Origin of the sequence: Streptomyces sp. NPDC058291, assembly GCF_042880855.1 — a bacterium.
Taxonomy (GTDB): domain Bacteria; phylum Actinomycetota; class Actinomycetes; order Streptomycetales; family Streptomycetaceae; genus Streptomyces.
In genome coordinates this window covers 133,367-156,821 of the sequence record NZ_JBHVYK010000003.1, presented here as the reverse complement: position 1 = coordinate 156,821, position 23,455 = coordinate 133,367, and the positions used below count along the sequence as shown (strand labels likewise).

Annotated in this window: 21 protein-coding genes and 1 pseudogene; 10 read left to right on the top strand and 12 right to left on the bottom strand. The window is 70.8% G+C overall.

Annotation, left to right across the window (positions count from 1 at the left end; translation table 11 throughout):
• Positions 1–26: 26 nt before the first annotated feature.
• Entirely contained in the window at positions 27–2,447 is a 2,421-nt protein-coding gene (locus ACFVYK_RS02905; RefSeq protein ID WP_389767781.1) for a glycoside hydrolase family 2 protein, read from the top strand.
• On the top strand, positions 2,444–3,472 hold the full coding sequence (locus ACFVYK_RS02900) for a LacI family DNA-binding transcriptional regulator (RefSeq protein ID WP_389767779.1): 1,029 nt from the start codon (positions 2,444–2,446) through the stop codon (positions 3,470–3,472). Before ACFVYK_RS02905 ends, ACFVYK_RS02900 begins: the two co-directional genes overlap by 4 nt.
• A 138-nt stretch (positions 3,473–3,610) precedes the next feature.
• On the opposite strand, the gene ACFVYK_RS02895 is transcribed toward ACFVYK_RS02900, so the two are convergent.
• Complete coding sequence (locus ACFVYK_RS02895; protein WP_389767777.1) at positions 3,611–4,345, bottom strand: ASCH domain-containing protein; 735 nt, start codon at positions 4,343–4,345, stop codon at positions 3,611–3,613.
• Between the two features lie 949 nt (positions 4,346–5,294).
• Between ACFVYK_RS02895 and ACFVYK_RS02890 the strand changes: the two genes are divergently transcribed.
• Complete coding sequence (locus ACFVYK_RS02890) at positions 5,295–6,875, top strand: ricin-type beta-trefoil lectin domain protein (protein ID WP_389767775.1); 1,581 nt, start codon at positions 5,295–5,297, stop codon at positions 6,873–6,875.
• Positions 6,876–7,456: 581 nt separating this feature from the next.
• Here ACFVYK_RS02890 and ACFVYK_RS02885 read toward each other — a convergent pair.
• A complete protein-coding gene (locus tag ACFVYK_RS02885; protein ID WP_389767773.1) occupies positions 7,457–7,861 on the bottom strand; it encodes an ATP-binding protein in 405 nt (134 codons plus the stop codon).
• Positions 7,862–8,083: 222 nt separating this feature from the next.
• On the opposite strand from ACFVYK_RS02885, the pseudogene ACFVYK_RS02880 reads away from it, so the two are divergent.
• A pseudogene (locus tag ACFVYK_RS02880) lies at positions 8,084–8,326 on the top strand (hypothetical protein); the annotation flags it as partial.
• A gap of 33 nt (positions 8,327–8,359) precedes the next feature.
• Here the strand turns inward: ACFVYK_RS02880 and ACFVYK_RS02875 are convergent.
• Both ACFVYK_RS02875 and ACFVYK_RS02870 read right to left on the bottom strand, forming a co-directional pair.
• Positions 8,360–8,599, bottom strand: a complete 240-nt coding sequence (locus tag ACFVYK_RS02875; protein ID WP_389767771.1) for a hypothetical protein — start codon at positions 8,597–8,599, stop codon at positions 8,360–8,362.
• Between the two features lie 265 nt (positions 8,600–8,864).
• On the bottom strand, positions 8,865–9,434 hold the full coding sequence (locus ACFVYK_RS02870) for a TetR/AcrR family transcriptional regulator (protein WP_389767769.1): 570 nt from the start codon (positions 9,432–9,434) through the stop codon (positions 8,865–8,867).
• A gap of 111 nt (positions 9,435–9,545) precedes the next feature.
• Here ACFVYK_RS02870 and ACFVYK_RS02865 point away from each other — a divergent pair, with 111 nt between their 5' ends.
• The 5 genes from ACFVYK_RS02865 to ACFVYK_RS02845 all read left to right on the top strand — a co-directional run bounded on the left by ACFVYK_RS02865 (position 9,546) and on the right by ACFVYK_RS02845 (position 16,725).
• The gene (locus tag ACFVYK_RS02865; RefSeq protein ID WP_389767767.1) at positions 9,546–11,750 is read left to right on the top strand and encodes an MMPL family transporter; all 2,205 of its coding nucleotides are present in this window, start codon (positions 9,546–9,548) and stop codon (positions 11,748–11,750) included.
• Positions 11,645–12,265, top strand: coding sequence for a hypothetical protein (locus ACFVYK_RS02860; protein WP_389767765.1), 621 nt, complete (start codon positions 11,645–11,647; stop codon positions 12,263–12,265). The genes ACFVYK_RS02865 and ACFVYK_RS02860 overlap by 106 nt, the downstream gene beginning before the upstream one ends.
• 15 nt (positions 12,266–12,280) lie before the next feature.
• Positions 12,281–13,183: an alpha/beta hydrolase gene (locus ACFVYK_RS02855; RefSeq protein ID WP_389767763.1), complete on the top strand. Its 903-nt coding sequence runs from the start codon at positions 12,281–12,283 to the stop codon at positions 13,181–13,183.
• A gap of 489 nt (positions 13,184–13,672) precedes the next feature.
• Positions 13,673–15,574, top strand: coding sequence for a rhamnogalacturonan lyase (locus tag ACFVYK_RS02850; protein WP_389767761.1), 1,902 nt, complete (start codon positions 13,673–13,675; stop codon positions 15,572–15,574).
• A gap of 71 nt (positions 15,575–15,645) precedes the next feature.
• Positions 15,646–16,725, top strand: coding sequence for a GDSL-type esterase/lipase family protein (locus ACFVYK_RS02845; protein ID WP_389767759.1), 1,080 nt, complete (start codon positions 15,646–15,648; stop codon positions 16,723–16,725).
• Here ACFVYK_RS02845 and ACFVYK_RS02840 read toward each other — a convergent pair.
• The 6 genes from ACFVYK_RS02840 to ACFVYK_RS02815 form a co-directional block, all read right to left on the bottom strand.
• Positions 16,694–17,023, bottom strand: a complete 330-nt coding sequence (locus ACFVYK_RS02840) for a DUF6193 family natural product biosynthesis protein (protein WP_389767757.1) — start codon at positions 17,021–17,023, stop codon at positions 16,694–16,696. The two genes, ACFVYK_RS02845 and ACFVYK_RS02840, sit on opposite strands and share 32 nt — an antisense overlap.
• A 197-nt stretch (positions 17,024–17,220) precedes the next feature.
• Positions 17,221–17,529, bottom strand: coding sequence for a hypothetical protein (locus ACFVYK_RS02835; RefSeq protein WP_389767755.1), 309 nt, complete (start codon positions 17,527–17,529; stop codon positions 17,221–17,223).
• A 288-nt stretch (positions 17,530–17,817) separates the two neighbouring features.
• Positions 17,818–18,225: a lamin tail domain-containing protein gene (locus ACFVYK_RS02830; protein WP_389767834.1), complete on the bottom strand. Its 408-nt coding sequence runs from the start codon at positions 18,223–18,225 to the stop codon at positions 17,818–17,820.
• 446 nt (positions 18,226–18,671) lie between these two features.
• Positions 18,672–18,935 carry a DUF1048 domain-containing protein gene (locus tag ACFVYK_RS02825; RefSeq protein WP_389767753.1) on the bottom strand — a complete coding sequence of 88 codons (264 nt, stop codon included), beginning with the start codon at positions 18,933–18,935 and terminating at the stop codon, positions 18,672–18,674.
• Positions 18,936–19,072: 137 nt separating this feature from the next.
• Positions 19,073–19,663 (bottom strand): DUF6461 domain-containing protein, encoded by a 591-nt coding sequence (locus tag ACFVYK_RS02820; RefSeq protein WP_389767751.1) that lies wholly within the window; start codon positions 19,661–19,663, stop codon positions 19,073–19,075.
• A gap of 190 nt (positions 19,664–19,853) precedes the next feature.
• Positions 19,854–20,201: a hypothetical protein gene (locus ACFVYK_RS02815; RefSeq protein WP_389767749.1), complete on the bottom strand. Its 348-nt coding sequence runs from the start codon at positions 20,199–20,201 to the stop codon at positions 19,854–19,856.
• 294 nt (positions 20,202–20,495) lie between these two features.
• On the opposite strand from ACFVYK_RS02815, the gene ACFVYK_RS02810 reads away from it, so the two are divergent.
• Positions 20,496–21,329 (top strand): PIG-L family deacetylase, encoded by an 834-nt coding sequence (locus ACFVYK_RS02810; protein ID WP_389767747.1) that lies wholly within the window; start codon positions 20,496–20,498, stop codon positions 21,327–21,329.
• Between the two features lie 133 nt (positions 21,330–21,462).
• Here the strand turns inward: ACFVYK_RS02810 and ACFVYK_RS02805 are convergent, their stop codons facing one another.
• Positions 21,463–22,089 (bottom strand): class I SAM-dependent methyltransferase, encoded by a 627-nt coding sequence (locus tag ACFVYK_RS02805; RefSeq protein ID WP_389767745.1) that lies wholly within the window; start codon positions 22,087–22,089, stop codon positions 21,463–21,465.
• Positions 22,090–22,647: 558 nt separating this feature from the next.
• A complete protein-coding gene (locus tag ACFVYK_RS02800) occupies positions 22,648–23,211 on the bottom strand; it encodes a hemerythrin domain-containing protein (RefSeq protein WP_389767743.1) in 564 nt (187 codons plus the stop codon).
• Between the last annotated feature and the right edge of the window lie 244 nt (positions 23,212–23,455).

Below are 23,455 nucleotides of genomic sequence, written 5' to 3'. Positions count from 1 at the left end.
CGGAGTCGCTTCGATGGGAGCCGCACATGAAGGACGTCACCCCTCTTCCCGAGGGCTGGAGCCTGCACCACGACGGGTCGCCGCTGCCCGCTCAGGTCCCGGGATGCGTCCACACCGACCTGCTCGCCGCCGGACTGATCCCCGACCCGTTCCTCGGCACGAACGAGCACGAGGTGGCCTGGGTCGGCCGCCGCGCCTGGACCTACACCCGCCCCCTGCACCCGGGGACTTCCGCGCACGAGCGCACCGATCTGGTCTTCGACGGGCTGGACACCGCGGCCGAGATCGCCCTGGACGGCGACGTCCTCGGGCGCACGCGCAACATGCACCGCTCCTACCGCTTCGACGTCACCGGACGAGGCGGTGAACTCAGCGTGCGGTTCGCCTCCGCCTACACCGAGGCCGCAGCGGTGAGCGAACTCGTCGGTGAGCGGCCCAACGTCTATCCCGAACCCTCCCAGTACATCCGCAAGATGGCCTGCAGCTTCGGCTGGGACTGGGGGCCCACGGTCGTGACCGCCGGCATCTGGAAGCCGGTCCGGCTGGAGAACTGGTCCACCGCCCGCCTGGCCCGGGTCCGGCCCCTGGTGACGGTCACGGACGGCGCCGGCCGGGTGGAACTGCACATCGAGGTGGAGCGCACCGAGTCCGGCGCGGACCGCATCCTGACGGCTCGGGCCACGGTGGCCGGCGTGGAAGCGACCGCCGTCCTGGACGGCGACCGGGGAACCGCCGTCCTGGACGTACCCCGCCCCGAGCTGTGGTGGCCACGCGGATACGGCCAACAACCGCTGCACGACGTTGAGTTGCTGCTTCTGGACGCCACCGACGAGACCTCGGAGCCCGTGCCGCTCGACGCCTGGCGCCGCCGGATCGGCTTCCGCACAGTCCGCCTGGACCGGTCCGAGGACGAGCACGGCACGGGCTTCACCTTCGTGGTCAACGGCGTCCGGATCTTCGCGCGGGGCGTCAACTGGATCCCCGACGACGTCCTGCCGTCCCGCGTCACCTCCGAGTCCTGCCGGCGCCGCCTCGAACAGGCCGCGGCGGCCAACATCGACCTCGTACGCGTCTGGGGCGGCGGCCTCTACGAGAGCGACGCCTTCTACGACGCCTGCGACGAGCTGGGACTGATGGTGTGGCAGGACTTCCTGTTCGCCTGCGCGGCCTACTCCGAGGAGCAACCGCTGCGCGACGAGGTGGAGGCGGAGGCCCGCGAGAACGTCGTACGGCTCATGCCGCACCCCTCCCTGGTCCTGTGGAACGGCAACAACGAGAACCTGTGGGGCTTCCGGGACTGGGGCTGGGAGCCCGAGCTGGCGGGCGACTCCTGGGGGGAGGGCTACTACCTCGGCCTGCTCCCCCGGATCGTGGCCGAACTGGACCCCACCCGGCCCTACAGCGCCGGCAGCCCCTGGTCCGGCTCCTGGGACCACCACCCGAACGACCCGGCGCACGGCACCCACCACTCCTGGGAGGTGTGGAACCGCCTCGACTACAGCGGGTACCGGGCGAGTGTGCCGCGCTTCGTCGCGGAGTTCGGCTGGCAGGCGCCCCCCGCCGTCTCGACGCTGCGCCGCGCGCTGCCCGACGAGGAACTGGCCCCCGACTCCCCCGGCATGCTGCACCACCAAAAGGCCGAGGACGGCAACGGCAAGCTCAACCGCGGCGTCGCCCACCACTTCACGCTGCCCGACGGCGACTTCGACCGCTGGCACTACCTCACCCAAGTCGTCCAGGCGCGCGCGGTGGCCGCCGGAATCGAGCACTGGCGATCCCACTGGCCGCGGTGCGCGGGCACGATCGTCTGGCAGCTCAACGACTGCTGGCCGGTCAGCTCCTGGGCGGCGATCGACGGGGACGGACGGCTCAAGCCGCTCTACCACGAGCTGCGTCGTGTCTACGCCGACCGCCTGCTGACCGTCCAGCCCGAAGGCGACGGCCTGAGCGTGGCCCTGGTCAACCAGTCCGCCGACGGCTGGAGCGCCGAGATCCTCCTTCGACGCCTGACCACCGACGGCGCGACGCTGGCGCAGACCCGCCTCCCCGTCCGCGCCGACACGAGAAGCGTGACCCGGCTCGCCGTCCCGGACGACCTGCTGCCCACCCCCTCCTCTCCCAAGGAGTACCTGCTCGCCGAGGCGGACGGCCTGCGCGCCTTCCACTTCCCCGCCCGCGACAAGGACACCGACTACCCCGAGCCGCGCTTCGAGGTGGCGGTGCAGCCCGTCACCGCCGCCGGGGATAGGGTCGACGTCGTGGTGACAGCGCACACACTGGTACGAGACCTGCTGCTCCAGGCCGACAGGCTCGGCCCGGACGCCGCAGCCGACCGCGGCCTCCTCACTCTCCTGCCCGGCGAGCGGGCCCGGATCACGGTCAGCGGCGTGTCCGGCGTGTCGGCTCAGCGGGTGCGGGAAGCGATCTTCTGCGTGGAGGGGTCGTGAGCGCCCCACCGGCCCGGATCACCATCAAGGACGTCGCCGCCCGGGCCGGCGTGTCCAAGGGCGCCGTCTCGCTCGCCTTCAACCAGCGGCCAGGTCTATCCGAGGCGACACGCGAGCGCATCTTCGCCGCCGCGCGGGAACTGGGCTGGGAGCCGGACCTGTCCGCGCGCAGCCTGTCGAACCGGCGGGTGGACGCCGTGGGCCTCGCGATCTGCCGTCCGGCGCGCCTTCTCGGGCTCGAACCGTTCTACATGGAGTTCATCTCCGGGATCGAGAGCGTGCTCACCGAGCACTCCTGCTCGCTGCTGCTGCGTCTGGTCCGTGACCTCGACGAGGAGACGGCGCTGCAGGCAAGGTGGTGGCGAGGCCGGCAGGTGGCCGGCTCCATCCTCGTGGACTTCCACGAGGACGACGCCCGCGTCCCGGCCCTCAAGGACCTCGGGCTGCCGGCGGTGGCCGTCGGACACCCCTCGCTGACCGGCGGCCTCGTTTCCGTGTGGACCGACGACGCCACCGCCGTCGCCCAGGCCGTCCGCTACCTGGCGGCGCTCGGACACCGCCGGATCGCCCGCGTGGGCGGCCCGCTCTCCCTCGGCCACAGCGGCATCCGGTCCGCCTCGTTCGAGTCGACGATGGCCGAGCTCGGCCTGGAGGAGGCCCAGCAGATCGCCACCGGTTTCGCGGGCGAGGAGGGCGCCCGCGCGACCAGAGCCCTGCTGTTGTCCGCCCGGCGACCGACCGCGATCCTGTACGACAACGACATCATGGCCGTGGCGGGAGCCGCGGTCGCGGCCGAGATGGGCCTGTCGGTACCTCACGATCTGTCACTGCTGGCCTGGGACGACTCCCAGCTGTGCCGGCTCACGCACCCGACCCTGTCGGCCATGAGCCACGACGTCCACGGCTTCGGCGCCGAGGTCGCACGCACGCTCTTCGCGGTCCTGGCCGGGGAGGAGGTCGAGTCCCACCAGGTGCCGACCCCGGCCCTGACCCCACGCGGATCGACCGCGCCGCCCCCGGCCTGACGCGCGTACCTCGGAAGACGACACAGGCACCGGCCGCCGGACAGGTCCGGGAAGGCAGGTGGCCGGGGCCGCGGCCGTGCATGGGGTCGCAAGGCGTCCGCACTGCGATCGCATCGGGCATGGAGTATCTACGCTGCATTACTCCACGGCGTCCGGACCTTCGACCGTAAACGTGACAAAGTCGACTTCAGCATCAGAGGGCAGGCCGGGATAGTGGCCCTGGAGGCCCTCCTTGAGCTGGTCGATGCTCGTGAAACCATCGAGCCGAGCCTGTTCGGCGGTGAGGCGATCGAGCCGGTGGCGTTCGACGCCGGTGACGGTGCCTTTCAACGTGCGGTGGGCCTCGTCGTCCTCGAAAAGGAAGATTGCGGGACCCGGCGCGATCGGATCTTCATAACGGACGGTGGAGGTCTTCCGCGCGGTGGCGATGTCCTCGTAGTAGCGCTTGTTGAACCGAACGATTCGACGCGCATCCGCATCGGGGAAGAAGTAGGTGTCCGGCAAGAGCTTCCGAATCGGGCGCAGTGTCGGCCCGTCGTCGGTCGGTACGGCGACGAAGACGTCGGGATGGAGATCGAGAAGCGCTTGGCGACAGCGGCCGCATGGCGGGATCAGGCCGCGGCCCCGATCTCCCGCGGCAGCGATGGTGACGAGCGGGCCGGCTCCCGCTGCTGCGGCGACACCCAGTACGACGAGCTCGGCGCACGGTCCGCCGGTGAAGTGGTAGACATTGACCGCCTCATGGATCCTGCCGGCCGTGTCCATCGCCGCTGCGGCTACGGTGTGGTTCGGATCGCTCCCGAGGGCAGCAGCAAGCCGTTCCGCAGCCTGGATGACGCGACGCTCGGAGTCGAAGAGCTTCATGGAGACCATGACGCCGACCCTAGATCGGCCCAGCCGGCCTCCTCGACACATTTGTTCTCATGAGTCTCTCAGCATGGTCGGTGGCTTGACATCGAGACCCGCGTATCAGAGGCATTCGCCCCGAGACGGCACGCGCCCCGTGGCGTGCGCTGCGCCCGACACCGCGACCCTGATCGCCGCCCACCCCCGGTCAGCGTGCGGATCCGCGGACGCAGTCACGCGCGCACGGCGGAACTCACGAATTCGAGCATGGCCGAACACCAAGTTCCGACAGAATCCTTGACGGCTGTTCAGCGCCTTCCTACGCTCCCTGGCAGCGTTCCCGTGCTCGTCCGAGTCAAGGAACACGTCCCCTTCAGGGGCAGTTCACTCGGCACCCCCACGCATCGGAGGCCATCGTGACCGACGCACGCCTCGGTATGACGCCAGCACCGCGGAGAGCACCGATGGGGCCTCGCTTCAGGAGCTGACCGCCCCCTGACCGGCCCCGAGCGACCAGCACAAGCCGCTCCCCCGTGGCCGTGGTCGACCAGTCGACGGGCTTCGACCCCTCGGGCGACGCCTACGACAGGGTGCGTCCGCCCGACTTCCGGAACACGAGGATCGCGGGATCGCGGGCCCGGTCCAGCGGGTTGCGCGTCCAACGGCTTCCGTGTCCGGAAGGCCGACTGCCGGCCGAGTTCCCGCACGGCAGAAAGTGACTGAAGTTCCTGTGCCTGTGCGGCACTTCGGCCTGCCCGGGCTTCCGTGGGGCCCGGGTGCCCGGCAGGCCGAAAGGAGCCACCCGCAGCTGCCGAGCTGACGCGGTGACCCTTCGGCCCCGACCGCCCGGTTCGACCGGCGGTCAGCGCAGGCGGCAACACCGTCGGGAACGACGTCGGCCACCGACGCACAACGGGACCGAGTCCCGGGCCCCTGCTCGACGCCTCGAACACGCAGGACCGACCAAGGAGAAACCATGCTCAGACTCGTTCGCGCGGTGCTCTGTGCGGCTGTGGTCGCCGCCGCGGTACCTCTTGCTCTCTTATCCGCACCCCAGGCCCTGGCCGTCGACAACGGCCTCGCCCGTACGCCGCAGTTGGGCTGGAACGACTGGAACAGCTTCGGCTGCGATGTGAGCGACCGTCTGATCCGGCAGACCGCCGACGCCATGGTGTCCAGCGGCATGGCCGCGGCCGGCTACCAGTACGTCAACATCGACGACTGCTGGTCGACGCGGAATCGCGACTCCGGTGGCAACCTGGTCGCGGACCCCGTGAAATTCCCCGACGGGATGAAGGCCGTCGCCGACTATGTGCACGGCAAAGGGCTGAAGCTCGGCATCTACTCGTCGGCCGGGCTGACCACCTGCGCCGGCTTCCCCGCCAGCCTCGGCAACGAGCAGCGGGACGCGAACCTGTGGGCGTCCTGGGGCATCGACTATCTCAAGTACGACAACTGCGGTGACCACCAGGGCCGCAGCGGGCAGGACCGCTACACCGCCATGCGCGACGCTCTCGCCAGGAGCGGCCGCCCCATCCTGTTCGCCATCTGCAACTGGGGCAACGACCAAGTCGGCAACTGGGGTCCCGCCACCGGCAACTCCTGGCGCACCACCGGCGACATCCAGGCCAACTGGAACTCCGTCATGGGCATCCTGGACGCCCAGCCCGGCTGGGCGGGCCTGTCCCGCCCCGGCGCCTGGAACGACCCGGACATGCTGGAGGTGGGGAACGGCCTGTCCGACACCGAGTCCCGCGCCCACTTCAGCCTGTGGGCCCTGCTGAACGCGCCTTTGCTCGCGGGCGACGACCTGCGCTCCATGAGTGCCGCCACCAAGTCGATCCTGACCAACACCGAGGTCATCGGGGTCAACCAGGACTGGGGCGGCCGCCAGGGCAACCGCCTCGTCGACAACGGCAACACCGAGGTGTGGACCAAGCCGATGGCAGGCGGCTCGGTCGCCGTGGTGCTTCTCAACCGCGGCGGCGGCGCGGCCACCGTCTCCACTTCCGCCGCGCAGATCGGTCTCGGGTCGGCGTCCAGTTACTCGGTACGCGACCTGTGGGCGCACACCACCAGCACGACCAGCGGCTCCATCAGCGCCTCCGTCCCCGCCCACGGCGCCGCGATGTACATCGTCTCCGGCGGCGGCACACCGCCCGGCAACAGCACCTACTCGCTGAAGGGCAAGGGATCCGGCCGCTGCCTGGACGTCACCGGCGGCTCCCGGACCAACGGAACGCTCGCCGAGATCTGGGACTGCCACGGTGCGGCCAACCAGCGCTTCACCAGCACCAGCGCGGGCGAGCTGCGCGTCTACGGCGGCGCCAAGTGCCTGGACGTCGTCGGCGGCGACACCGCCAACGGCACCGCCGTGAACATCTGGGACTGCAACGGCCAGTCCAATCAGCAGTTCCGACTCAACACCGACGGCACCGTCACCGCCGTCGGCTCCGGTAAGTGCCTCGACGTCAGCGGCGGCGCGACGACCAACGGCGCCAAGGTCCAGATCTGGGACTGTGGCGGCGCGGCCAACCAGCAATGGGCCCGCGTCTGACCGACCGACGCCGACCGACACCGTCCGGGCGTAAACCCACGGGTGCGGCCCGGACGGCCCTCTCCTGGTCGGGACGGTCCCGTCCGTCGACCGCAGGGGTATGCCCGTGACGGAGCCGAACGTCAACTGTTCGGCTGCTGGCGCCAGGAGTCGGCCAGGGCGCCGGCGTCGTAGGGGTCGAAGCCTGGGTCGTCCACGAGCTGCATGGCCACACGCCGTGCCGCCTCGGAATCGCCGGCGACGGGGCTCGCGACGCGGCCGGGCGTTCCGGCCGGAACGGCCCCGTGTCCGCTGGGTTTCGGCCAGCGCGGCGTTCCACGCCTTGGCCACGGGCCGTCCCAGTTGCCCGGCGTTCCCCACGCTCTCGATCGCTCCGTTGTCCACGGCCTCGATCCGCCCGCTGAGGTGGGGGTAGTGGTGGGAGGTGTCGATGACCACGGGCTCGGCGGGGACCGACCCGAACAGGCCGGACAGCTACCCCGCCACCCCGAAGGGGACGGCCAGGATGACGACGCCCTGGCCGTGGACGGGCGGCCGGGGCGCTCGCCTCATCACCGGCACGCCTGGATGGCAGGGCGAGTTCAGGGGGCGAGGCTGAGTTCGACCCATACCGTTTTGCCGGGGTGGCACGGGGTGACGCCCCACCGGTGGGCGAGCCGTTCGAGGAGCTGCATGCCGAAGCCGCCGGGCTCGGTGCTCTTGGTGGCACGCATGCGCGGCCAGCGTTCGCTGTCATCGCTGACCGCGATGCGCAGCAGCCGGCCGTTCCAGGTGAGCCGGATCAGAGGTGGGCCCGCGCCATGACGGATGGCGTTGGTGATCAGTTCGGAGACGAGCAGTTCGGCGGTCTGGCTGATCGGATGCCGACGCAGCGGGCCGCCGAAACCCTCCACGCAGTCGCGCACCCAGTGCCGGGCGGCCGCGATGCTCGCCGTCGCGGCCGGAAAACGCGACTCGCACGAGGGAATGGTCGATTCGCTGTTCACGGGGGTTCCTCCTCCAGCATGGGTGCCCCTGCGCCGCCGCAACCGGCGCTGTGCAGAGCCGGTGACAGCCGTCTCCCGGGTTACCCTTGCCTGCGTGGTGAACCATCTGTGTCCGCCAGGTGACCGGGAGATCCTGTGAAGGCTCATCCGCTGCGCCGGGAGATGGGCGGGACTGGTGGTTGCGGCCCGGGGGCGCTGGCCCACTGATCCCGTCACACGGGTCTGGACGCCGACGAGCGCCAAGCCCTCCTCGAACGTGTACGGACCTACCACCAGGCCGCCACCGAGCAGGTGGAGAAGCTGCGGGTCCAGCTGTCCCGCGCCGAGGACTTCGCCGCCACCCTGGAAGCCCGCCTGGAGCGGAACACCCCGTCCGCCCGATCTGGATCGAACAGCCTCGGGCAGGGGACGCGCGAGGGCCCCGGACCTTTCCGGGTCCGGGGCCCTCGTCGTGGTCGCCGGTGACCCGGCTGCCGTGACGCGTGCGCGGTTTCCGCGTCAGGGCGCCGCACTCTCCTTCTCGACAGGGGCGGAGGCCTCACCTGCGGGCGGCGCGTCGACATCGATGGTGTGGCGTGCTTCGAAGGCATCGGCCTCTGGCCCGTTTCCCTGCGGCGCGATGGTGCGGTCGCTGTGGAGGGGCGGCTGGTCGCGGGGGAAGAGATAGTCCTCGAAGGCGTCCAACCCGAAAAGCATGAGCAGGAGCGTCACTGGCAGGAGCAGAGCTATCAGGACCATGACGCCTCCCGATGGAGCAGTGATCACGGGAACGCAGTGGCAGATGCTGTCCTGTTCAGAGTGGGCCGAACGGAGGAACGGCGCATGCCCGGTGCGGAAACGTTCGGCCGATCGGGTGGTACTGCGTGGGATGGGATCGGTTGATTCTCCGTGGAGCGCCGCGATGGGCGCTCGTGATGGTATAGGGAGCCGTTGCGGCCCTATCGGCTGGGCGGTACGCCGGAGCACCCGGTCCGCGGAAGCCCGGCGCCTGAGCCGGTCGGCTCTATCCGGCGTCGAGGGTGGCGACGCCGGCGCGCAGGAAGGCCATCGCCGTCTCGATGTCGGACTCCTGCATGCGATGACAGACCTCGCTGACGACCGCCGCCGCCGCCGCGGCCGCCATGCGGGGGCCGAAGTCGTCCGGAGCGTCTCCCCGCTCCTCTGCCAGGATGCGGGCGCCCTCCTGGATGACCTCCGCGAGGCGGGCGTTGGTGACGGCCCTGAGCTGCGGGTTGAGGTCGAGCATGCGGTCGTGGAGGTCGTCCAGGTCACTGCGGTGGGCGGTCTCGCCGCGCAGCCACGTCTCGAGTGCGTCGAGAGTCGTCTGCCCGTCCGGCCGATCGCGCAACGCCGTGCCCAGCCGGTCCGCGAGCGCGTCGAAGTGGGATGTCGCCAGCTCCAGCTTCGAGGGGAAGTAGAGCGTGACGGTGCGAGGCGACACCTCGGCGGCCGCCGCGATGTCGGCGATGGTCGCCGCTTCGAAGCCGTGGTCGGCGAACAGTTCGTACGCCGCCCGGAGGATCGCCTCCCTGCGGCGCGCCTTGGAACGTTCCCGCAGGCCCTCGGTCTTCATGGCCGCAACCCTACCATCCATAGCGACTTTACAGTCGACTGCAAAAATGCCTTAGGGTGTATTGAGTCGGGGTCGGACCATCGGCCCTCGCCGAGGAGAGGGAAGTCGAGCATGGCCTCACGTCTGTACACCTGGGTGCGATGGGCGCTGCGTCGGCGCGGCCGCGTCATCGCGGCATGGCTGCTTCTGCTCGCCGTCGTCGGCGGCCTCGGGATCACCCTGCACGGCAAGGCGACCACCGAGTTCTCGGTGCCGGGGATCGAGTCGCAGAAGGCGCAGGACCTGCTGAAGGGTGAGTTCCCCGAGGCCGCGGGAGGGGTGGCCCGGGTCGTCCTCGCGGCGCCCGAGGGCAGCACGCTGACGGAGCCGAAGGCGGCGGCGGCCGTCGAGGCGAGCCTGAAGAAGGCCGCCCAGGTCTCCGGCGTCGCGGACGTCTCCGACCCGCTCAAGGACAGGGCGCTCTCGCAGGACCTGCGGATCGGCTACGCGGACGTCCGCTTCCGCCAGCAGGCCGGCGACGTGTCGCAGGAGTCGAAGGAGGCCCTGTCAGTCGCGATGGCCCAGGCCCGCGACGCCGGTCTCGCGGTCGAGTTCGGCGGCTCGGCGATGGAACCCAAGACCGAGGTCGGCGGACCGGCCGAGCTGGTGGGCGTGGTGCTCGCCTTCGTCATCCTGGCCCTGACCCTCGGCTCCCTCATGGCCGCCGGACTGCCGCTGCTGACCGCTTTGGTCGGCGTCGCGATCGGCGTCCTGGGCGTCGAGTTCACGTCCCGCTACGTCGAGATGACCAGCACCGCCACCGTGCTCGCCCTGATGATCGGGCTGGCCGTGGGCATCGACTACGCGCTGTTCATCATCTCCCGCCACCGCGAGCAGCTCGCCGATCCCGAACAGGACGTGGAGGACTCGATCGCCCGGGCCGTGGCCACCGCCGGCGGGGCCGTCGTCTTCGCGGGGGCGACCGTGATCATCGCTCTGGCGGCGCTCGCGGTGACCGGGATACCGTTCCTGACCGTCATGGGCCTGTCCGCGGCGGCCACCGTGCTGCTCGCCGTGCTCATCGCCGTCAGTCTCGTACCCGCCGTCCTCGGCCTGTTCGGCGAACGCATGCGCCCCCGCGCACGGCGAACCGGGCGCACCGAGCGGCGTGATCCCACCCCCGGCTCCTGGGGTCTTGCGTGGGGCCGCGCGGTCACCCGCAAGCCGCTGCTCGTGCTCCTGGCCGGTGTGATCGGTCTGCTCGCGCTCGCCGTTCCCGCGCGCGACCTGCGTCTGGGCCTGCCCGGCAACGCCTCACAGCCCGTCGACAGCACCCAGCACAAGAGCTACGACCTGCTGACGGAAGGCTTCGGGCCCGGTTTCAACGCCACACTGACTGCGGTGGTCGACCTGGAAGGCATCCCGGCCGCCGAGCGCACATCGACGGTGACCGAACTGCGCACGACTCTGGCGGGCGAGCGCGGAGTGGCCGCCGTCGCCGAACCGGTCACCAACACGGGCTCGACCCTCGCCGTCATCGCCGTCGTCCCGAAGACCGGACCCGACGCCCAGGCCACCAACGACCTGGTGCACCGGCTGCGGGAGAACGCGCCCGCCATCGACAAGGCGGGAGGCGCCCTCTACATCGCGGGCGCCACGGCCGCCGCGATCGATGTGGCGGGCAAACTGTCCGACGCCCTGCCGCTGTTCGTCGTCATCATCGTCATCCTGGCCCTGGTCCTGCTGACCATCGCCTTCCGGTCGCTGCTCGTGCCCCTCAAGGCCGCCCTCGGCTTCCTGCTCTCCGTCGCCGCGTCCCTGGGCGTCACGGTCCGGGTCTTCCAGGACGGGCATCTCAAAGGCCTCCTCGACATTCCCTCGGCCGGCCCGGTCACCAGCTTCCTGCCCGTCCTCCTGATCGGCGTCCTGTTCGGACTCGCCATGGACTACGAGGTGTTCCTCGTCAGCAGGATGCGCGAGCACTACGAGCACACCGGCGACGCCGCCGAGGCCGTCACCCAGGGCGTGGCGCGCAGCGGCAGGGTCGTCAGCGCCGCAGCGCTGATCATGATCGCGGTCTTCGGCGGCTTCGTCTTCAACCACGACCCGATCATCAAGTCCATCGGTTTCGCACTGGCCTTCGGCGTCCTCGTCGACGCTTTCGTGGTCCGCATGACCCTCGTTCCGGCGGTCATGGCCCTGCTCGGCCACCGCGCCTGGGGTCTGCCCCGTTGGATCGACCGCATCACCCCGGACGTCGACATCGAGGGGGCGAAGCTGCCGGGACGAGCCGCGTCCGAGGAGGAGCAGAAGCAGGACGCGGTGGCCGCGCGCTGAACGGCATACGGTCGGCGACCGCAGCGGGAGGCGTCACGCACGGGCGCGTCCCGCAGGATCCGCACGGTTCGGTGACCGGCGCCCTCGTTCCCGGCCTGGACATGACGGGCGCAGGCCAGAAACACGGCGCCCTCACCGCCCGCGACGGCTTCCGCGTCGTGCCCGACGTCCCCGTGGGCGCGCGCCTGCGCATCCTGCCCGACCACGCCGGCGGCACCGCCGCCCGGCACCATGGCTGCCACGTCGTCGACGGCGCCCGCACCACGAACGGCCCACCCGCCGTTCACGCCCCCTGGGACCGCGTCACAGGCCGGCGACCGACCCCGGCGACGACCGCTCGTTCCTGGCGTGAGCAGGCTGGGATGGTGGTGGTGCGGGCGTCGCTTCTCGCGGTTGCCGACGAGGGCCGGATCACCGGCCCCCGACCACCGCTGCCGGGAGCCGCTCCCGTCTGCCCATTGCGCGAAGAGAAGCAAGCGGCCATCATCAGGAAACCTGTTACTTTAAACCTGTAGTGATTGGTCCGAGCCATGCCATTGAGTCCCCGAATCCAGGCCAGAGGAATCCAGCTGCTGCTCGGGCGGATGATGACGCGCGTCCACAAGGACCTGCGCTTCACGGACGTCCCGAAGCGCACCGAGGCCCTCCTGGTGGAGACCGGCGCCGGCGCGGTGCCCTGCACCGTCTACCGCCCGCCGACTGACGCCGGAACCGCCGGAACCCCCGCTCCCGTGTACGTCAACTTCCACGGCGGCGGATTCGTGGTCGGCCGTCCCGAACAGGACGACCACATCTGCCGTTACATAGCCGCCACGGCCGGCTGCGTCGTGATCAACGTCGACTACGCCATCGCCCCGCAACGCCCGTTTCCGGTGGCCGTCACCCAGGCGTACGACGTCACCGCGTGGGTCGCCGAGAACGGCTCCGCCCACGGCTGGGACGGCTCGCGCCTCGCCGTGGGCGGACACAGCGCCGGGGGCAACCTGACGGCTGCGGTCTGCCGCATGGCCCGCGACAGCGGCACGTTCTCGCCCCGGCTCCAGATCCTCGACTCCGCGCCGCTCGACCAGCTCGCCGACCCGGCCACCAAACGGTCCCTCATCGCCAAGCCACTGCTCGGCCCCCAGCTCATGCGGGTCTTCACGGCCGCCTACACCCCTGACCCCGCCGACCGCGGCGACCCCCTCGTCTCTCCCGCACTGGCGGACGATCTGGCCGGACTCCCTCCCGCCCTGGTCATCACCGCCGAGAACGACCGCCTGCGCGACGAGGGCGACGCCTACGCCAAGGCCCTGGAAGCCGCGGGGGTTCCGGTCGCCCACCGTGTCTTCCGGGCAGTCGATCACTACTTCACCCACACCGGCCCGGTAGCGGAAGGAAAAGCCGCCATCGACGTGATGGCCACCGCCGTGCGCGTCGCACTCAGCGACTGAGACCAGCTGTCGGTGGCGCCGGCCGAGTCACTGGACAGCGCCCGCCGAGGGCCGCCCCAACCGCCGTACGGCGCCTACGAACTCGCCGCCGGGGAGCGGCTGGTGCGGCTCACAGAGGAGCGGAACACCCGCCTGGAGGTCAGTTTCGACCGGCGCCATGCAACCCAGTCACGTGCGGTGCGCCGACCGCCCGCGCGGCTCGGCACGGCCGCCTTCACCACCGGGTCGGCCGCCCCGCGATTCACACGTCGCCCAAGACGCCTCAGGCAGTTTTCCCGCCGCCCACGGGGCTGCCAATCGGCCGTGAAGGCCGAAGTCACGGATCCCAACAGGGCCGACCATCAACGCGGACAGAATCCTTGACGACGCATCACCTCCTTCCTACGCTCGCATCCGTGGGAGCGTTCCCACGCCCGACTGAGCACGCCACTCCCCCGCCCTCCCCTCAAGGGCTGTGCTCACTCATTCCCCCACACACCGGAGGTCATCGTGACCGACTCCGCCGGGCACCCCCACGCGCCGTCACGCAAGCGACGTGGCCGCTGGTCACCCCACCGGCTGATCGGCAGGGCAGCGGCCGCCACCGCGCTGGCGGCCGCTGCCCTCACCGGACTGCCGCAGACCGCGAACGCGGCCACCGCACGCCAGGTCGAGCGTCTCGACCGGGGCCTGACCAGCACCCACTCCAGCAGCGGCAACCTTGTGTCGTGGCGATGGCTGGCCACCGACCCGAACGACGTGGGATTCAACGTCTACCGGGGCGGCGTCAGACTCACCTCGTCCCCCCTCAACACATCGACGAACTACTTCGACGCCGGAGCCTCGGAATCGGCCGACTACACGGTGCGCGCCGTGGTCAACGGCGCCGAACAGGCCTCTTCCGAAACCGCGTTGCAGCTGCGTTCCGGCTACCTGAACGTGCCGATCACACCGCCGGCCGGCGGCACGACCCCCGACGGCGTCGCCTACACCTACGAGGCCAACGACGCCTCGGTCGGCGACCTGGACGGCGACGGCAGGCTCGACCTGGTCCTGAAGTGGTATCCCACCAACGCCAAGGACAACTCCCAGTCCGGCTACACCGGGAACACGATCATCGACGGCCTCAAGCTCGACGGCACCCGCCTGTGGCGCGTCGACCTGGGCCGCAACATCCGCTCGGGCGCCCACTACACGCAGTTCCAGGTGTACGACTACGACGGTGACGGCAAGGCCGAAGTGGCGATGAAGACCGCCGACGGCACGCGGGACGGCGCCGGCACGGTGATCGGCAGTTCCTCCGCCGACTACCGCAACTCCTCCGGCTACGTGCTGTCCGGCCCCGAGTACCTGACGATGTTCAACGGCCAGAGCGGCAAGGCCATGCAGAGCGTCGACTACGTCCCTGCCCGCGGCACGGTCTCGTCGTGGGGCGACTCCTACGGCAACCGCGTCGACCGCTTCCTCGCCGGAACCGCGTACCTCGACGGCTCCCGCCCCTCACTGATCATGGCGCGCGGCTACTACACCCGCACGGTCATCGCCGCCTGGGACTGGCGGAACGGGCAGTTCACGCGCCGCTGGACCTTCGACACGAACTCCTCCACCAACAGCGGCAAGGGCTACGACGGCCAGGGCAACCACAGCCTGTCCGTCGCCGACGTCGACGACGACGGCAAGGACGAGATCGTCTACGGAGCCATGACCGTCGACGACAACGGCTCCGGCCTGTGGACGACGAGGATGGGCCACGGCGACGCCATGCACGTCGGAGACCTCGACCCCGCCCGGGCAGGCCTGGAGGAGTTCAAGGTGTCCGAGGACTCCGGCAAGCCCGGCTCCTGGATGGCCGACGCGCGCACCGGCCAGATCCTGTGGCAGACGGCAGGCGGATCCGACAACGGCCGGGGCGTCGCCGCCGACGTCTACGCCGGCAGCCCGGGCGCCGAGGCCTGGTCCGCCTCCGACACCACCCTGCGTTCCGTGACCGGGGTCTCCCTCGGCCGGGAGCCGTCCAGCGTCAACTTCCTGTCGTGGTGGGACGGCGACACCCTGCGCGAACTGCTCGACGGCACCCACATCGACAAGTACGGCACCTCCGGCGACACCCGCCTCCTGACGGCCTCGGGCGTCCACTCCGACAACGGCACCAAATCCACCCCGTCCCTGTCCGGAGACATCCTCGGCGACTGGCGGGAGGAAGTCGTCTGGCCCACCACCGACAACCGCGCCCTGCGCATCTACAGCACCCCCTACCAGACCAACACCCGCATCACCACGCTGCTCCACGACACCCAGTACCGCACCGCGCTCGCCTGGCAGAACACCGCCTACAACCAGCCCCCGCACCCCAGCTTCTTCATCGGAGGCAACATGCCGACACCGCCCCGCCCGGCCGTCTACACCCCCTGACGCGGGCCGAGCGGGCAACGGCGAACGACTCCTCGCCCCCGATTCCGGCATCGCCCAGGGAAGGAACCACCATGCACAGCATCAGACGTCTGCCGTCTCCACGGATTCTTCTGCTCTCGCTTCTGCTCTGCTTCGGCGTGGCGTTCGCGCCCTCGGCCGTCGCCGCAACCGCCGCGGCCCCGGTCCGCATCATGCCGTTGGGCGACTCGATCACAGGCTCACCGGGCTGCTGGCGGGCGCTGCTGTGGAACCGCCTGTTGAGCTCCGGTCACACGGACATCGACTTCGTCGGCACCCTCAACCAACAGGGCTGCGCCCAGGCGCACGACGGGGACAACGAAGGCCACGGCGGTGAACTCGTCACCAACGTGGCGGACCAGGATCTGCTTCCCGCGCGGCTCGCCGCCACCCAACCGGACATCGTTGTCATGCACTTCGGCACGAACGACGTCTGGAGCAGCATCGCCCCCGACCGCATCCTCGCCGCCTACAGCAAGCTGGTGACGCAGATGCGGACGTCCAACCCGGACATGAGGATCCTCGTCGCGCAGCTCATCCCGATGAACCCTGCCAACTGCGCCGGTTGTGCCGAGCGGGTGACGGCCTTGAACGCGCGGATCCCCGACTGGGCCCGGGGTGTGAGCACGAGTCGTTCCCCGGTGACGGTCGTCGACCAGTGGACGGGCTTCGACACCCTCGCCGACACCTACGACGGCGTTCACCCCTCCGCCTCGGGGAACGAGAAGATCGCCGCGCGCTGGTACCCGGCGCTGGCCGCCGTCCTCGACCGGGGCGTCCCGGGCGGCCCCGGCGAGCCGGGCGGTGAGCAGCCCTGCCGAGCCGCCTTCCGCGTGGTCTCCTCCTGGCAGGGCGGCTACCAGGGCGAGGTGACGGTGACGAACGCCTCCTCGTCACGGGTCTCGGGCTGGTCCGCGACCGTCGAAGCGGCCGACGGCGCACGCCTCACCCAGGTCTGGAACGGCACCCTGACCACGGCGGCCGACGGCCGAGCCACCGTCGGCAACGCCGCGTGGAACGGCGCCCTCGCACCGGCTGCGAGCGCCGCCTTCGGCTTCATCGCCGCCACCTCGGCCCCGGGCGGCGTCCCCGCGGCCACCGTCAGCTGCACCGCGCGAGCCGCTGTCTCCTGAACGCTCCCCGGCACCAGGCACCAGGCACCAGGCACAGGGCCGGCAGGGCGGGCGGCGGCCGGCACGAGGCCGCCGTCCGCGACGACGGCGCCGCCCCCGTCGTCCGGCGACGACTCGACGCCGCGCGCGGGGCCTTCACCGACCACCATCGCGACAGCCTGGTGAGCCGTCGCGGGCCCACGGTCTCGCTGCGCAGGGGGCCGGAGACCCGATAGGCGCCATCCATGGCAGGCTGGATGTACGGAACGTCCCATGCCCACGGCCACTCCGCGCAACGGCTGAAGTGCAGCTCTCCCATTCCCGTCCAGGGGAACAACTGGCGCAGGCGCGGTTCGGCGTAGGCCGCTTCGAGCAGTCAGGACGGACACGTCCGTCAGCGCGAACCGCGCGCCACCCCTCTTCGACGCGGCTGGGGCTCTGAGGGATCACGTCCGTAACGACACATGGTCCCATCCGGAGCGCCTGCACGCCTCGTGATCGGGTGCGGCACCGGAGTCAGCCGGTGTGACCGGGATGCCCCTTGGTCAGCAGCGTGTTCCAGCCCAGCGCGAAGACCGGGAAAGCGAGTTCGGCGAGACACAGACGAGCCGCTTTCACCGGCACCTCCCCGGCCCCCGCGGCCTCGGCCACCAGGTCGACCACGTAGTAGAGATGGGTGCCGACGAGGGCGTACCAGCTGCGGTTGGGATGCGGGTCGGCTGAATCGGCGGGCGCCAGGCGAGCGGCGGCGGCCCGAACCATGTCGGCCGTGAGTCGGTAGGTTGCGCCGCCGACGGTGAAAGCCGTCTCCGGGGCGATGGGCACGTGAACCTCCAAGAGGCGCGACAGGGCACGCGCCGGCGACCGCGACAGCGGAGGACGGCCGAGGCGTGCAGGGAGTGGGGAGCGGAGCAGGTCACTCCTGACGGATCCGCCCTTCGTCACGGAAGCCGTCGCCGCCTTCGACGGGTCATAGGATCGCGTAGCCGTTCCGCCGCCGCTGCCGCGATCCGACCGCGGCGACGGTCCGACTCCGCCGGGCTCTGTCTGGCCGGACCCGCACCCGTCGGGTATGCCGGTCAGCTGCTCCGCGCCGCCCGTGCGACGTGCGCGTCAGTGGCGGTGGTGCCCCCAGGTCGACTCGTCGATGAGGCGGCCGCGGTTGTCGCGCAGGGTTGCGGTGTCAGCGTGGTTGTCCCACATGTAGTCGCGGCGGTTCTGGTAGAGGTCGCCGCGGGTGTCATCGCCCTGGCCGGTGTGGATGCGGACGGTGGTGCGGGCGGCCAGACGGTAGTGGTGGAACGTGTAGGCGTGGCCGTCCCGGTTCGCGAGGGTCCAGCCGTCGAGGTCGACCCAGTGCCGAGTGGGGTTGACGAGCTGCACCCGCTCCTTGTTCAGCGAGCGGTTGGAGTGGTCGTCGCGTCCCGCGGAGTCGTACACGACGGCTGAGATCTCCACCCTCGGGCCGTGCGCGCGGTCGTGGTCGGCCGCGGACGCCGGCAGCGTCGCGGTCGAGACCATGGCCCCGGCCGCAAGCGCGGCGGCAGTAAGACGACGGGCGGTGACAGAAGCGGACAAGAGTCCCCCTGACGGTGCGGGCAGCCTCCCCCGGACGGCCTTCTCGGACGCTGACGGGAGGTGCGGTGTGCGGGTGGCGGCCGGGCCGGCCGCACTGACTCACCCTGCCCACATCGTGCCGGAGTGGGGAGGAAAGATGGACTGTGTTACCGGTTGTCCATGTTTCCGTGATCCTCGGCTGCATTCTCCATCTATCTGAAGGGCTTGCAGTTGACGTGCCGCCAGGCGCCTTCCCCCTTGCCCCAGTTGGCCTGACCCCGGGTCGCCACACCACGACACCCGGGCCGCCGTGCAGACCATCACCCGAAAGTGAGTAACAAAGCCGCGAAACCGGGACCGGCCGCACCGGGCGGTCGGCGACCGCGCTTACCGGCACGGGGCGGCGGGCGTCACTTCCCGGTCGTGCCGGGTTCCCCGCTGATGGACTCCTGATAGACGTCCGCATAGGTGCGAGAGTCCTTGACCAGGTCGTCGCGGAACGCGGCGACGCCGTCGCCGACCATCTCCAAGATGCCCTTGCCCGCGGCGACGCCCCCCTCGAAGAAGTCGAGGCGGCCCTTGATCGGTTCCCACGCCGCCCGGTAGTCGTCCGGCAGGGCTTCGGCCCAACATGATGTCTCCGAGTTCAGCGCCTGACACGGTGTGAGGGTCAACAGGCCACGTCCCGCCCGACACGCGACAGCCACGCCGACGGCGACGCCAGGGCCGGCCGTGCGAAGCACCGGCCAGACAGCGTCACCACGTGGGACCCCCGCTGAAACACCTCCGTCACGGGCGCCGCGAGAGGCATTCACTCCGGCAACGGAAGCAGCCTGCCGCTCCACCGCTCGTCGTCGACCTCGTCGAGGCGCCTCAGGCGGATGTCAAAAGCGTTCTCTGCCAGCGCCAGGACGCTGTGAAGAGGCGCGACCTCGCCAGGGACGAGCCCAAGGGGCCTCATGATGTCCGCGAGTCTTGCCGGGTCCTGCCCGGTCGGCTCGATCGCCTGGAGCGTGTGGAAGTCGACGACGACCTCGCCGCCGACCGCGTACTTGAACCAGTGCATCGGCTTCTCGTTGTAGTGGAGCACGACGGCCTCAGTGCCCGCGGAGACGCCCTTCAGCATTCTTTCGTCGAGTCCGTGCATACCGCCTTGCTCCCATGCCCACGCCCACGAGCCGTCGACGCCGCTGGTCACGACCGGTTCTTCGTCGTCGAAAAGGTCGTCGCCCAAGTCGTCCGACAGGCCCGCGGCGTCGCGAAGCGCCAAAGTCTCCGGATCCACCCGCATCCGGGTGAGCAGTTCGGCGGGGGGCAGGTCCCGCACGAAGGTCAGCGTGTAGAAGGGAAAGTCCCCCTCTCGGAACAGGTCCAATCCGCGGCTCGTCTCGGTGCTCGTCATGCCGCGGATGCTGCCACACACCTCTGACACTCCTCACAGGTCGGTCGCGCGCGACGTCGAGCAACACCCTCAGTCGCGGGTCACTTGCCTCGGTCGAGGCCGCGAGCGCACACCTCCACGGGGCTGGTGTTCGCAAGGAGAGCAGCGCGGGGGCGGCCACCGTCGCCCGCCGTTCCGTCGACGACGAGCTTCAGGTGTGCACTCCGGCCGCCCGCAGCAGCCGGATCGCCGCAATCCGCTGGTGACGTGGACGGTCCTCGGCCAGGAGCCCGCGCAGCAGTTCTTCCGGTACGCCGTCGGCCCACGGCAGCAGGGCCACGGCCGCCTGGCGGACCACTGCCGGCGACGGGTCGTCGAGGAGTGGTGGCACGTCGTCGACGCGCACCGCTTCCAGCGCCCGAAGTCCCGCCACCGCGCAGGCGCGGACCCTGGGGGCGGGATGCGCGAGCAGCGCCCGGATCAGGTGCCCGTCCTCGCCGACCCCGCACTCGCCGAGGCCCGCCGCGGCGGCGGGTCGGGCCGTGGGGTCGGCGCACAAGAACTTCGACCCGTCCCGGCACACCCGCGACGCCCGGACGCCGTCGCCGCAGAACGCTGCAACCGCAAGCGCGAGACGCCCGGCGCGTCTCGCGCGGGCTGGGCGCCGCCGGGCCGGGCCGACGCCGGGGGGATCGAGGGGGTCGGCATGTCCGACCTTCCGCAGGCCCCCGCTCGCGCGTATGGGAGGGTGTCGATGGGCTTGAGCACCGCGGTGCTTCGAGAAGGCGACCGCTTGTTCGCCCGCCGCGGATCGCGACCGAGCCCCTTTCGCTTTCCCACAGGAGGATGTCTCATGAATGACCGGCCCTTGACGCTCATGGCGGTACACGCCCACCCCGACGACGAGGCCACCGGAACCGGAGGTGTCCTCGCCCGGTACGCGGCGGAGGGCATCCGCACGGTTCTCGTGACATGTACCGACGGCGGGTGCGGTGACGGACCGGAGGGCGTCAAGCCGGGCGATCCCGGGCACGATCCGGCGGCCGTCGCCTTGATGCGTCGTCAGGAACTCGAGGCGAGTTGCGAGGTTCTGAGGATCAGTCACCTGGAGATGCTGGACTACCCCGACTCCGGGATGATGGGCTGGCCGACCAACGACGCCCCCGGATCGTTCTGGCAGACGCCCACGGAGGTGAGCGCGGCCAGACTCGCGGAACTCATGCGGCACTACCAGCCCGACGTGGTCGTCACCTACGACGAGAACGGCTTCTACGGCCATCCCGACCACATCCAGGCCAACCGCATCACGACGGCGGCACTGGCGATGACCGGACTCACCCCGAAGGTGTACTGGACCACGATGCCCCGCTCGATGATGCAGCGGTTCGGCGAGATCATGCGCGAGTTCGGTGCGCCCGGGCAGGAGCCGGATCCCGCGGAGGCCGCCGCGTTGGCCGAGATCGGGCTCCCCGACGAGGAGATCACCACCTGGGTGGACACCAGTGCGTTCGGACGCCAGAAATTCGATGCGCTCGCCGCGCACGCCAGCCAGGGCGAGAACATCTTCTTCCTCAAGATGGGCCAGGAGCGGTTCACCGAGTTGATGGGCGTCGAGACCTTCGTACGGGTCCAGGACGCCACCGGGGCGGCCGTGCCCGAGAACGACTTGTTCGCCGGACTGCGCTGACCCGCCTCTCCCGCACCACCGTCCGCACCCGCGCCCCCGCGCCCGCGCCCGCGTCGAGCGGTCGTCGCTTCCCGCAGATCGGCCGACCGTTCGGATCGGGCCCGCCCCGGGGCACAGCGATGGTCGGCAGTGGTCAGGCGGCGGGGCGGGCGTGGACGCTGACGGCGTAGCCGCCGCCTGGCCGGTAGGGGGCGCCGGACCAGGCGGCACAGCGTTGCCGCAAGATCAGTCCGGCCTCGGCGCACCAGTGGTCGAAGTCCTCCAGCGTCACCGTCGGTTCCGGCAGCGGCAGGTGTGCCGCGTCCAGTCCCATGCCGGTGACCAGCAGCCCGCCCGGGCGCAGCACGGCGGCGAGTTGCCGCACGACGGCCGGTTCGGTGCCGGGGGCCAGCAGGGGGACGACGTTTCCGGCCGCGAGGGCCAGGTCGAAGCCGGGGTGCAGTCCGAGGTCGTCCAGGTGGGCCAGGTCGCCGTGGAGCCATTCCTGCGCCGGGGCTTCACGGCGGGCGACGGCGAGCATGGAGTGGTCGACGTCCACGCCCGTGCACACGTGGCCCAGCTCGGCGAGCCGGATGGCGACGCGCCCGGTGCCGCAGCCCGCGTCGAGGATCCGGGCGGCCGGTCTCACCGACGCGTCGCAGAAGGCGGCCTCGCCGTGGACGTCGTGGCCCGACTCGGCGAGCCGGGCGAACCGTCGGGCGTATTCCTCTCCCCCCTCTCCGCCGGTCAGTTCGGCCCAGCGGTCGCGTCGGTCGCTCATGGTCTGCGGGCCTTCCGGTGAACGGGGTGAGGAGAGTGCCGTCACCCATTCTTCATCCTCGCGGCCTCGCAGCCTGACCGGGCGACGCGGACGGCATACCGGCCGGCCCTGCGGCCGTCGCGTCCCGCCGCCAGTACCCCCGCCCTCCCCCTCCCCCTCCCTCTCCCTCTCCCCCTGATCCTTCACAGAGGATTACAGGTGGAGGACTCACGGACGGGTTGCTTGTCGGGCGCAGGCGGGAGAGAGGCCGGACCCGCACGGCGTGGTCCTGCGCGTGTGGGCCGTCCCAGGACGACTCCGGCCAGGACGAGGGCCGGCCCGCACCGTTGCCGGGGCAGGGCGTGTGGAAGCCTCCCGGCGCTCCGGCAACGGCCGGCGGCCCCGGTCGGACGCCGCCGCAGCGGGGCCGCACACCGACGACGCCGACCTTCGCCCATGTGCGGTCAATAGGCGCGCCGGACCGTGATGTCACACGGTCGTCGGCGCCGAGCCCGCCCTGCCGGCCCCGTTCCGTCGGTCCTGTTCCGCTGAGTGCTGTTTCCGTGAGTCCTGTTCCTGTCAGTCCTGCTTGCCGCGCCCGGTCAGCATGTCGCGCAGACGGTCCACCATGCCGGCGCCCGGCGCGAGGATCTTGTTCGCGGGCGGGGTGTCCGGCGCGGACGGGTGCGGGCGTGTGGGAGCGTGCCGCTTGGCCGAGCGGACCTTCTCCCCGAGCTCCTCCAGAGCGTCGGGGGAACAGACGTCGGCCAGCATCGGGAAGAGCCGGTTCTCCTCGTCGCTGACATGGGCCGTGACGGAGTTCTTCAGCCGCAGGATCAGCGTGTCGAACGTCCCGTCCCCGGGCCGGCAGCCTTCGAGCTCCTTGAGCATGCGCTCGACCTCGGCGTGGTCGGCGATCTCCTTGTCGGCGAGGTCGTCTCCCCCGTCGACGTACCGGCGCACCGTCGGGTACAGGTGTTCCTCCTCAGCCACCGAGTGCCGGATCAGCTCCATGGTGAGCCGGTCCGCCAGTTCGCGTCGCTGCGGGTCGGCCCCCGGCAGCGCTTCGATCTGCGCGAAGAGCTCGTCCACCTCCCGATGGTCCGTGGTCAGCTCCTGGATGACGTTCCCGCCGTGTCCCATGCGTTCTCCACTCCTTGACGCTCCGAGGCCGGAGGGCGGCCGGACCGGTCCAGCGCTCCGCCGGCTCGGCCACCTCGCACGGATACCTGCCACGCGCGCCGGGCCGACCTCACGCCGGTCGGACACTTCACTCCGGTGGCGGACGGCGACCCGGCCGGGGCCTCGCCTCCGGCCGGGCGCTTCGGTGCGGGCCCGCCCGTGCAACTCGGCTTCGGTAGGCACACACCCAGGCTGCGCGCTTGCT

Coding starts and splice junctions, on each gene's coding strand:
- ACFVYK_RS02905 (WP_389767781.1), top strand. CDS start 27: ATGAAGGACGTCACCCCTCTTCCCGAGGGCTGGAGCCTGCACCACGAC.
- ACFVYK_RS02895 (WP_389767777.1), bottom strand. CDS start 4,345: ATGGTCTCCATGAAGCTCTTCGACTCCGAGCGTCGCGTCATCCAGGCT.
- ACFVYK_RS02890 (WP_389767775.1), top strand. CDS start 5,295: ATGCTCAGACTCGTTCGCGCGGTGCTCTGTGCGGCTGTGGTCGCCGCC.
- ACFVYK_RS02875 (WP_389767771.1), bottom strand. CDS start 8,599: ATGGTCCTGATAGCTCTGCTCCTGCCAGTGACGCTCCTGCTCATGCTT.
- ACFVYK_RS02870 (WP_389767769.1), bottom strand. CDS start 9,434: ATGAAGACCGAGGGCCTGCGGGAACGTTCCAAGGCGCGCCGCAGGGAG.
- ACFVYK_RS02865 (WP_389767767.1), top strand. CDS start 9,546: ATGGCCTCACGTCTGTACACCTGGGTGCGATGGGCGCTGCGTCGGCGC.
- ACFVYK_RS02855 (WP_389767763.1), top strand. CDS start 12,281: ATGCCATTGAGTCCCCGAATCCAGGCCAGAGGAATCCAGCTGCTGCTC.
- ACFVYK_RS02845 (WP_389767759.1), top strand. CDS start 15,646: ATGCACAGCATCAGACGTCTGCCGTCTCCACGGATTCTTCTGCTCTCG.
- ACFVYK_RS02840 (WP_389767757.1), bottom strand. CDS start 17,023: ATGGGAGAGCTGCACTTCAGCCGTTGCGCGGAGTGGCCGTGGGCATGG.
- ACFVYK_RS02830 (WP_389767834.1), bottom strand. CDS start 18,225: ATGGTCTCGACCGCGACGCTGCCGGCGTCCGCGGCCGACCACGACCGC.
- ACFVYK_RS02820 (WP_389767751.1), bottom strand. CDS start 19,663: ATGACGAGCACCGAGACGAGCCGCGGATTGGACCTGTTCCGAGAGGGG.
- ACFVYK_RS02810 (WP_389767747.1), top strand. CDS start 20,496: ATGAATGACCGGCCCTTGACGCTCATGGCGGTACACGCCCACCCCGAC.
- ACFVYK_RS02805 (WP_389767745.1), bottom strand. CDS start 22,089: ATGAGCGACCGACGCGACCGCTGGGCCGAACTGACCGGCGGAGAGGGG.
- ACFVYK_RS02800 (WP_389767743.1), bottom strand. CDS start 23,211: ATGGGACACGGCGGGAACGTCATCCAGGAGCTGACCACGGACCATCGG.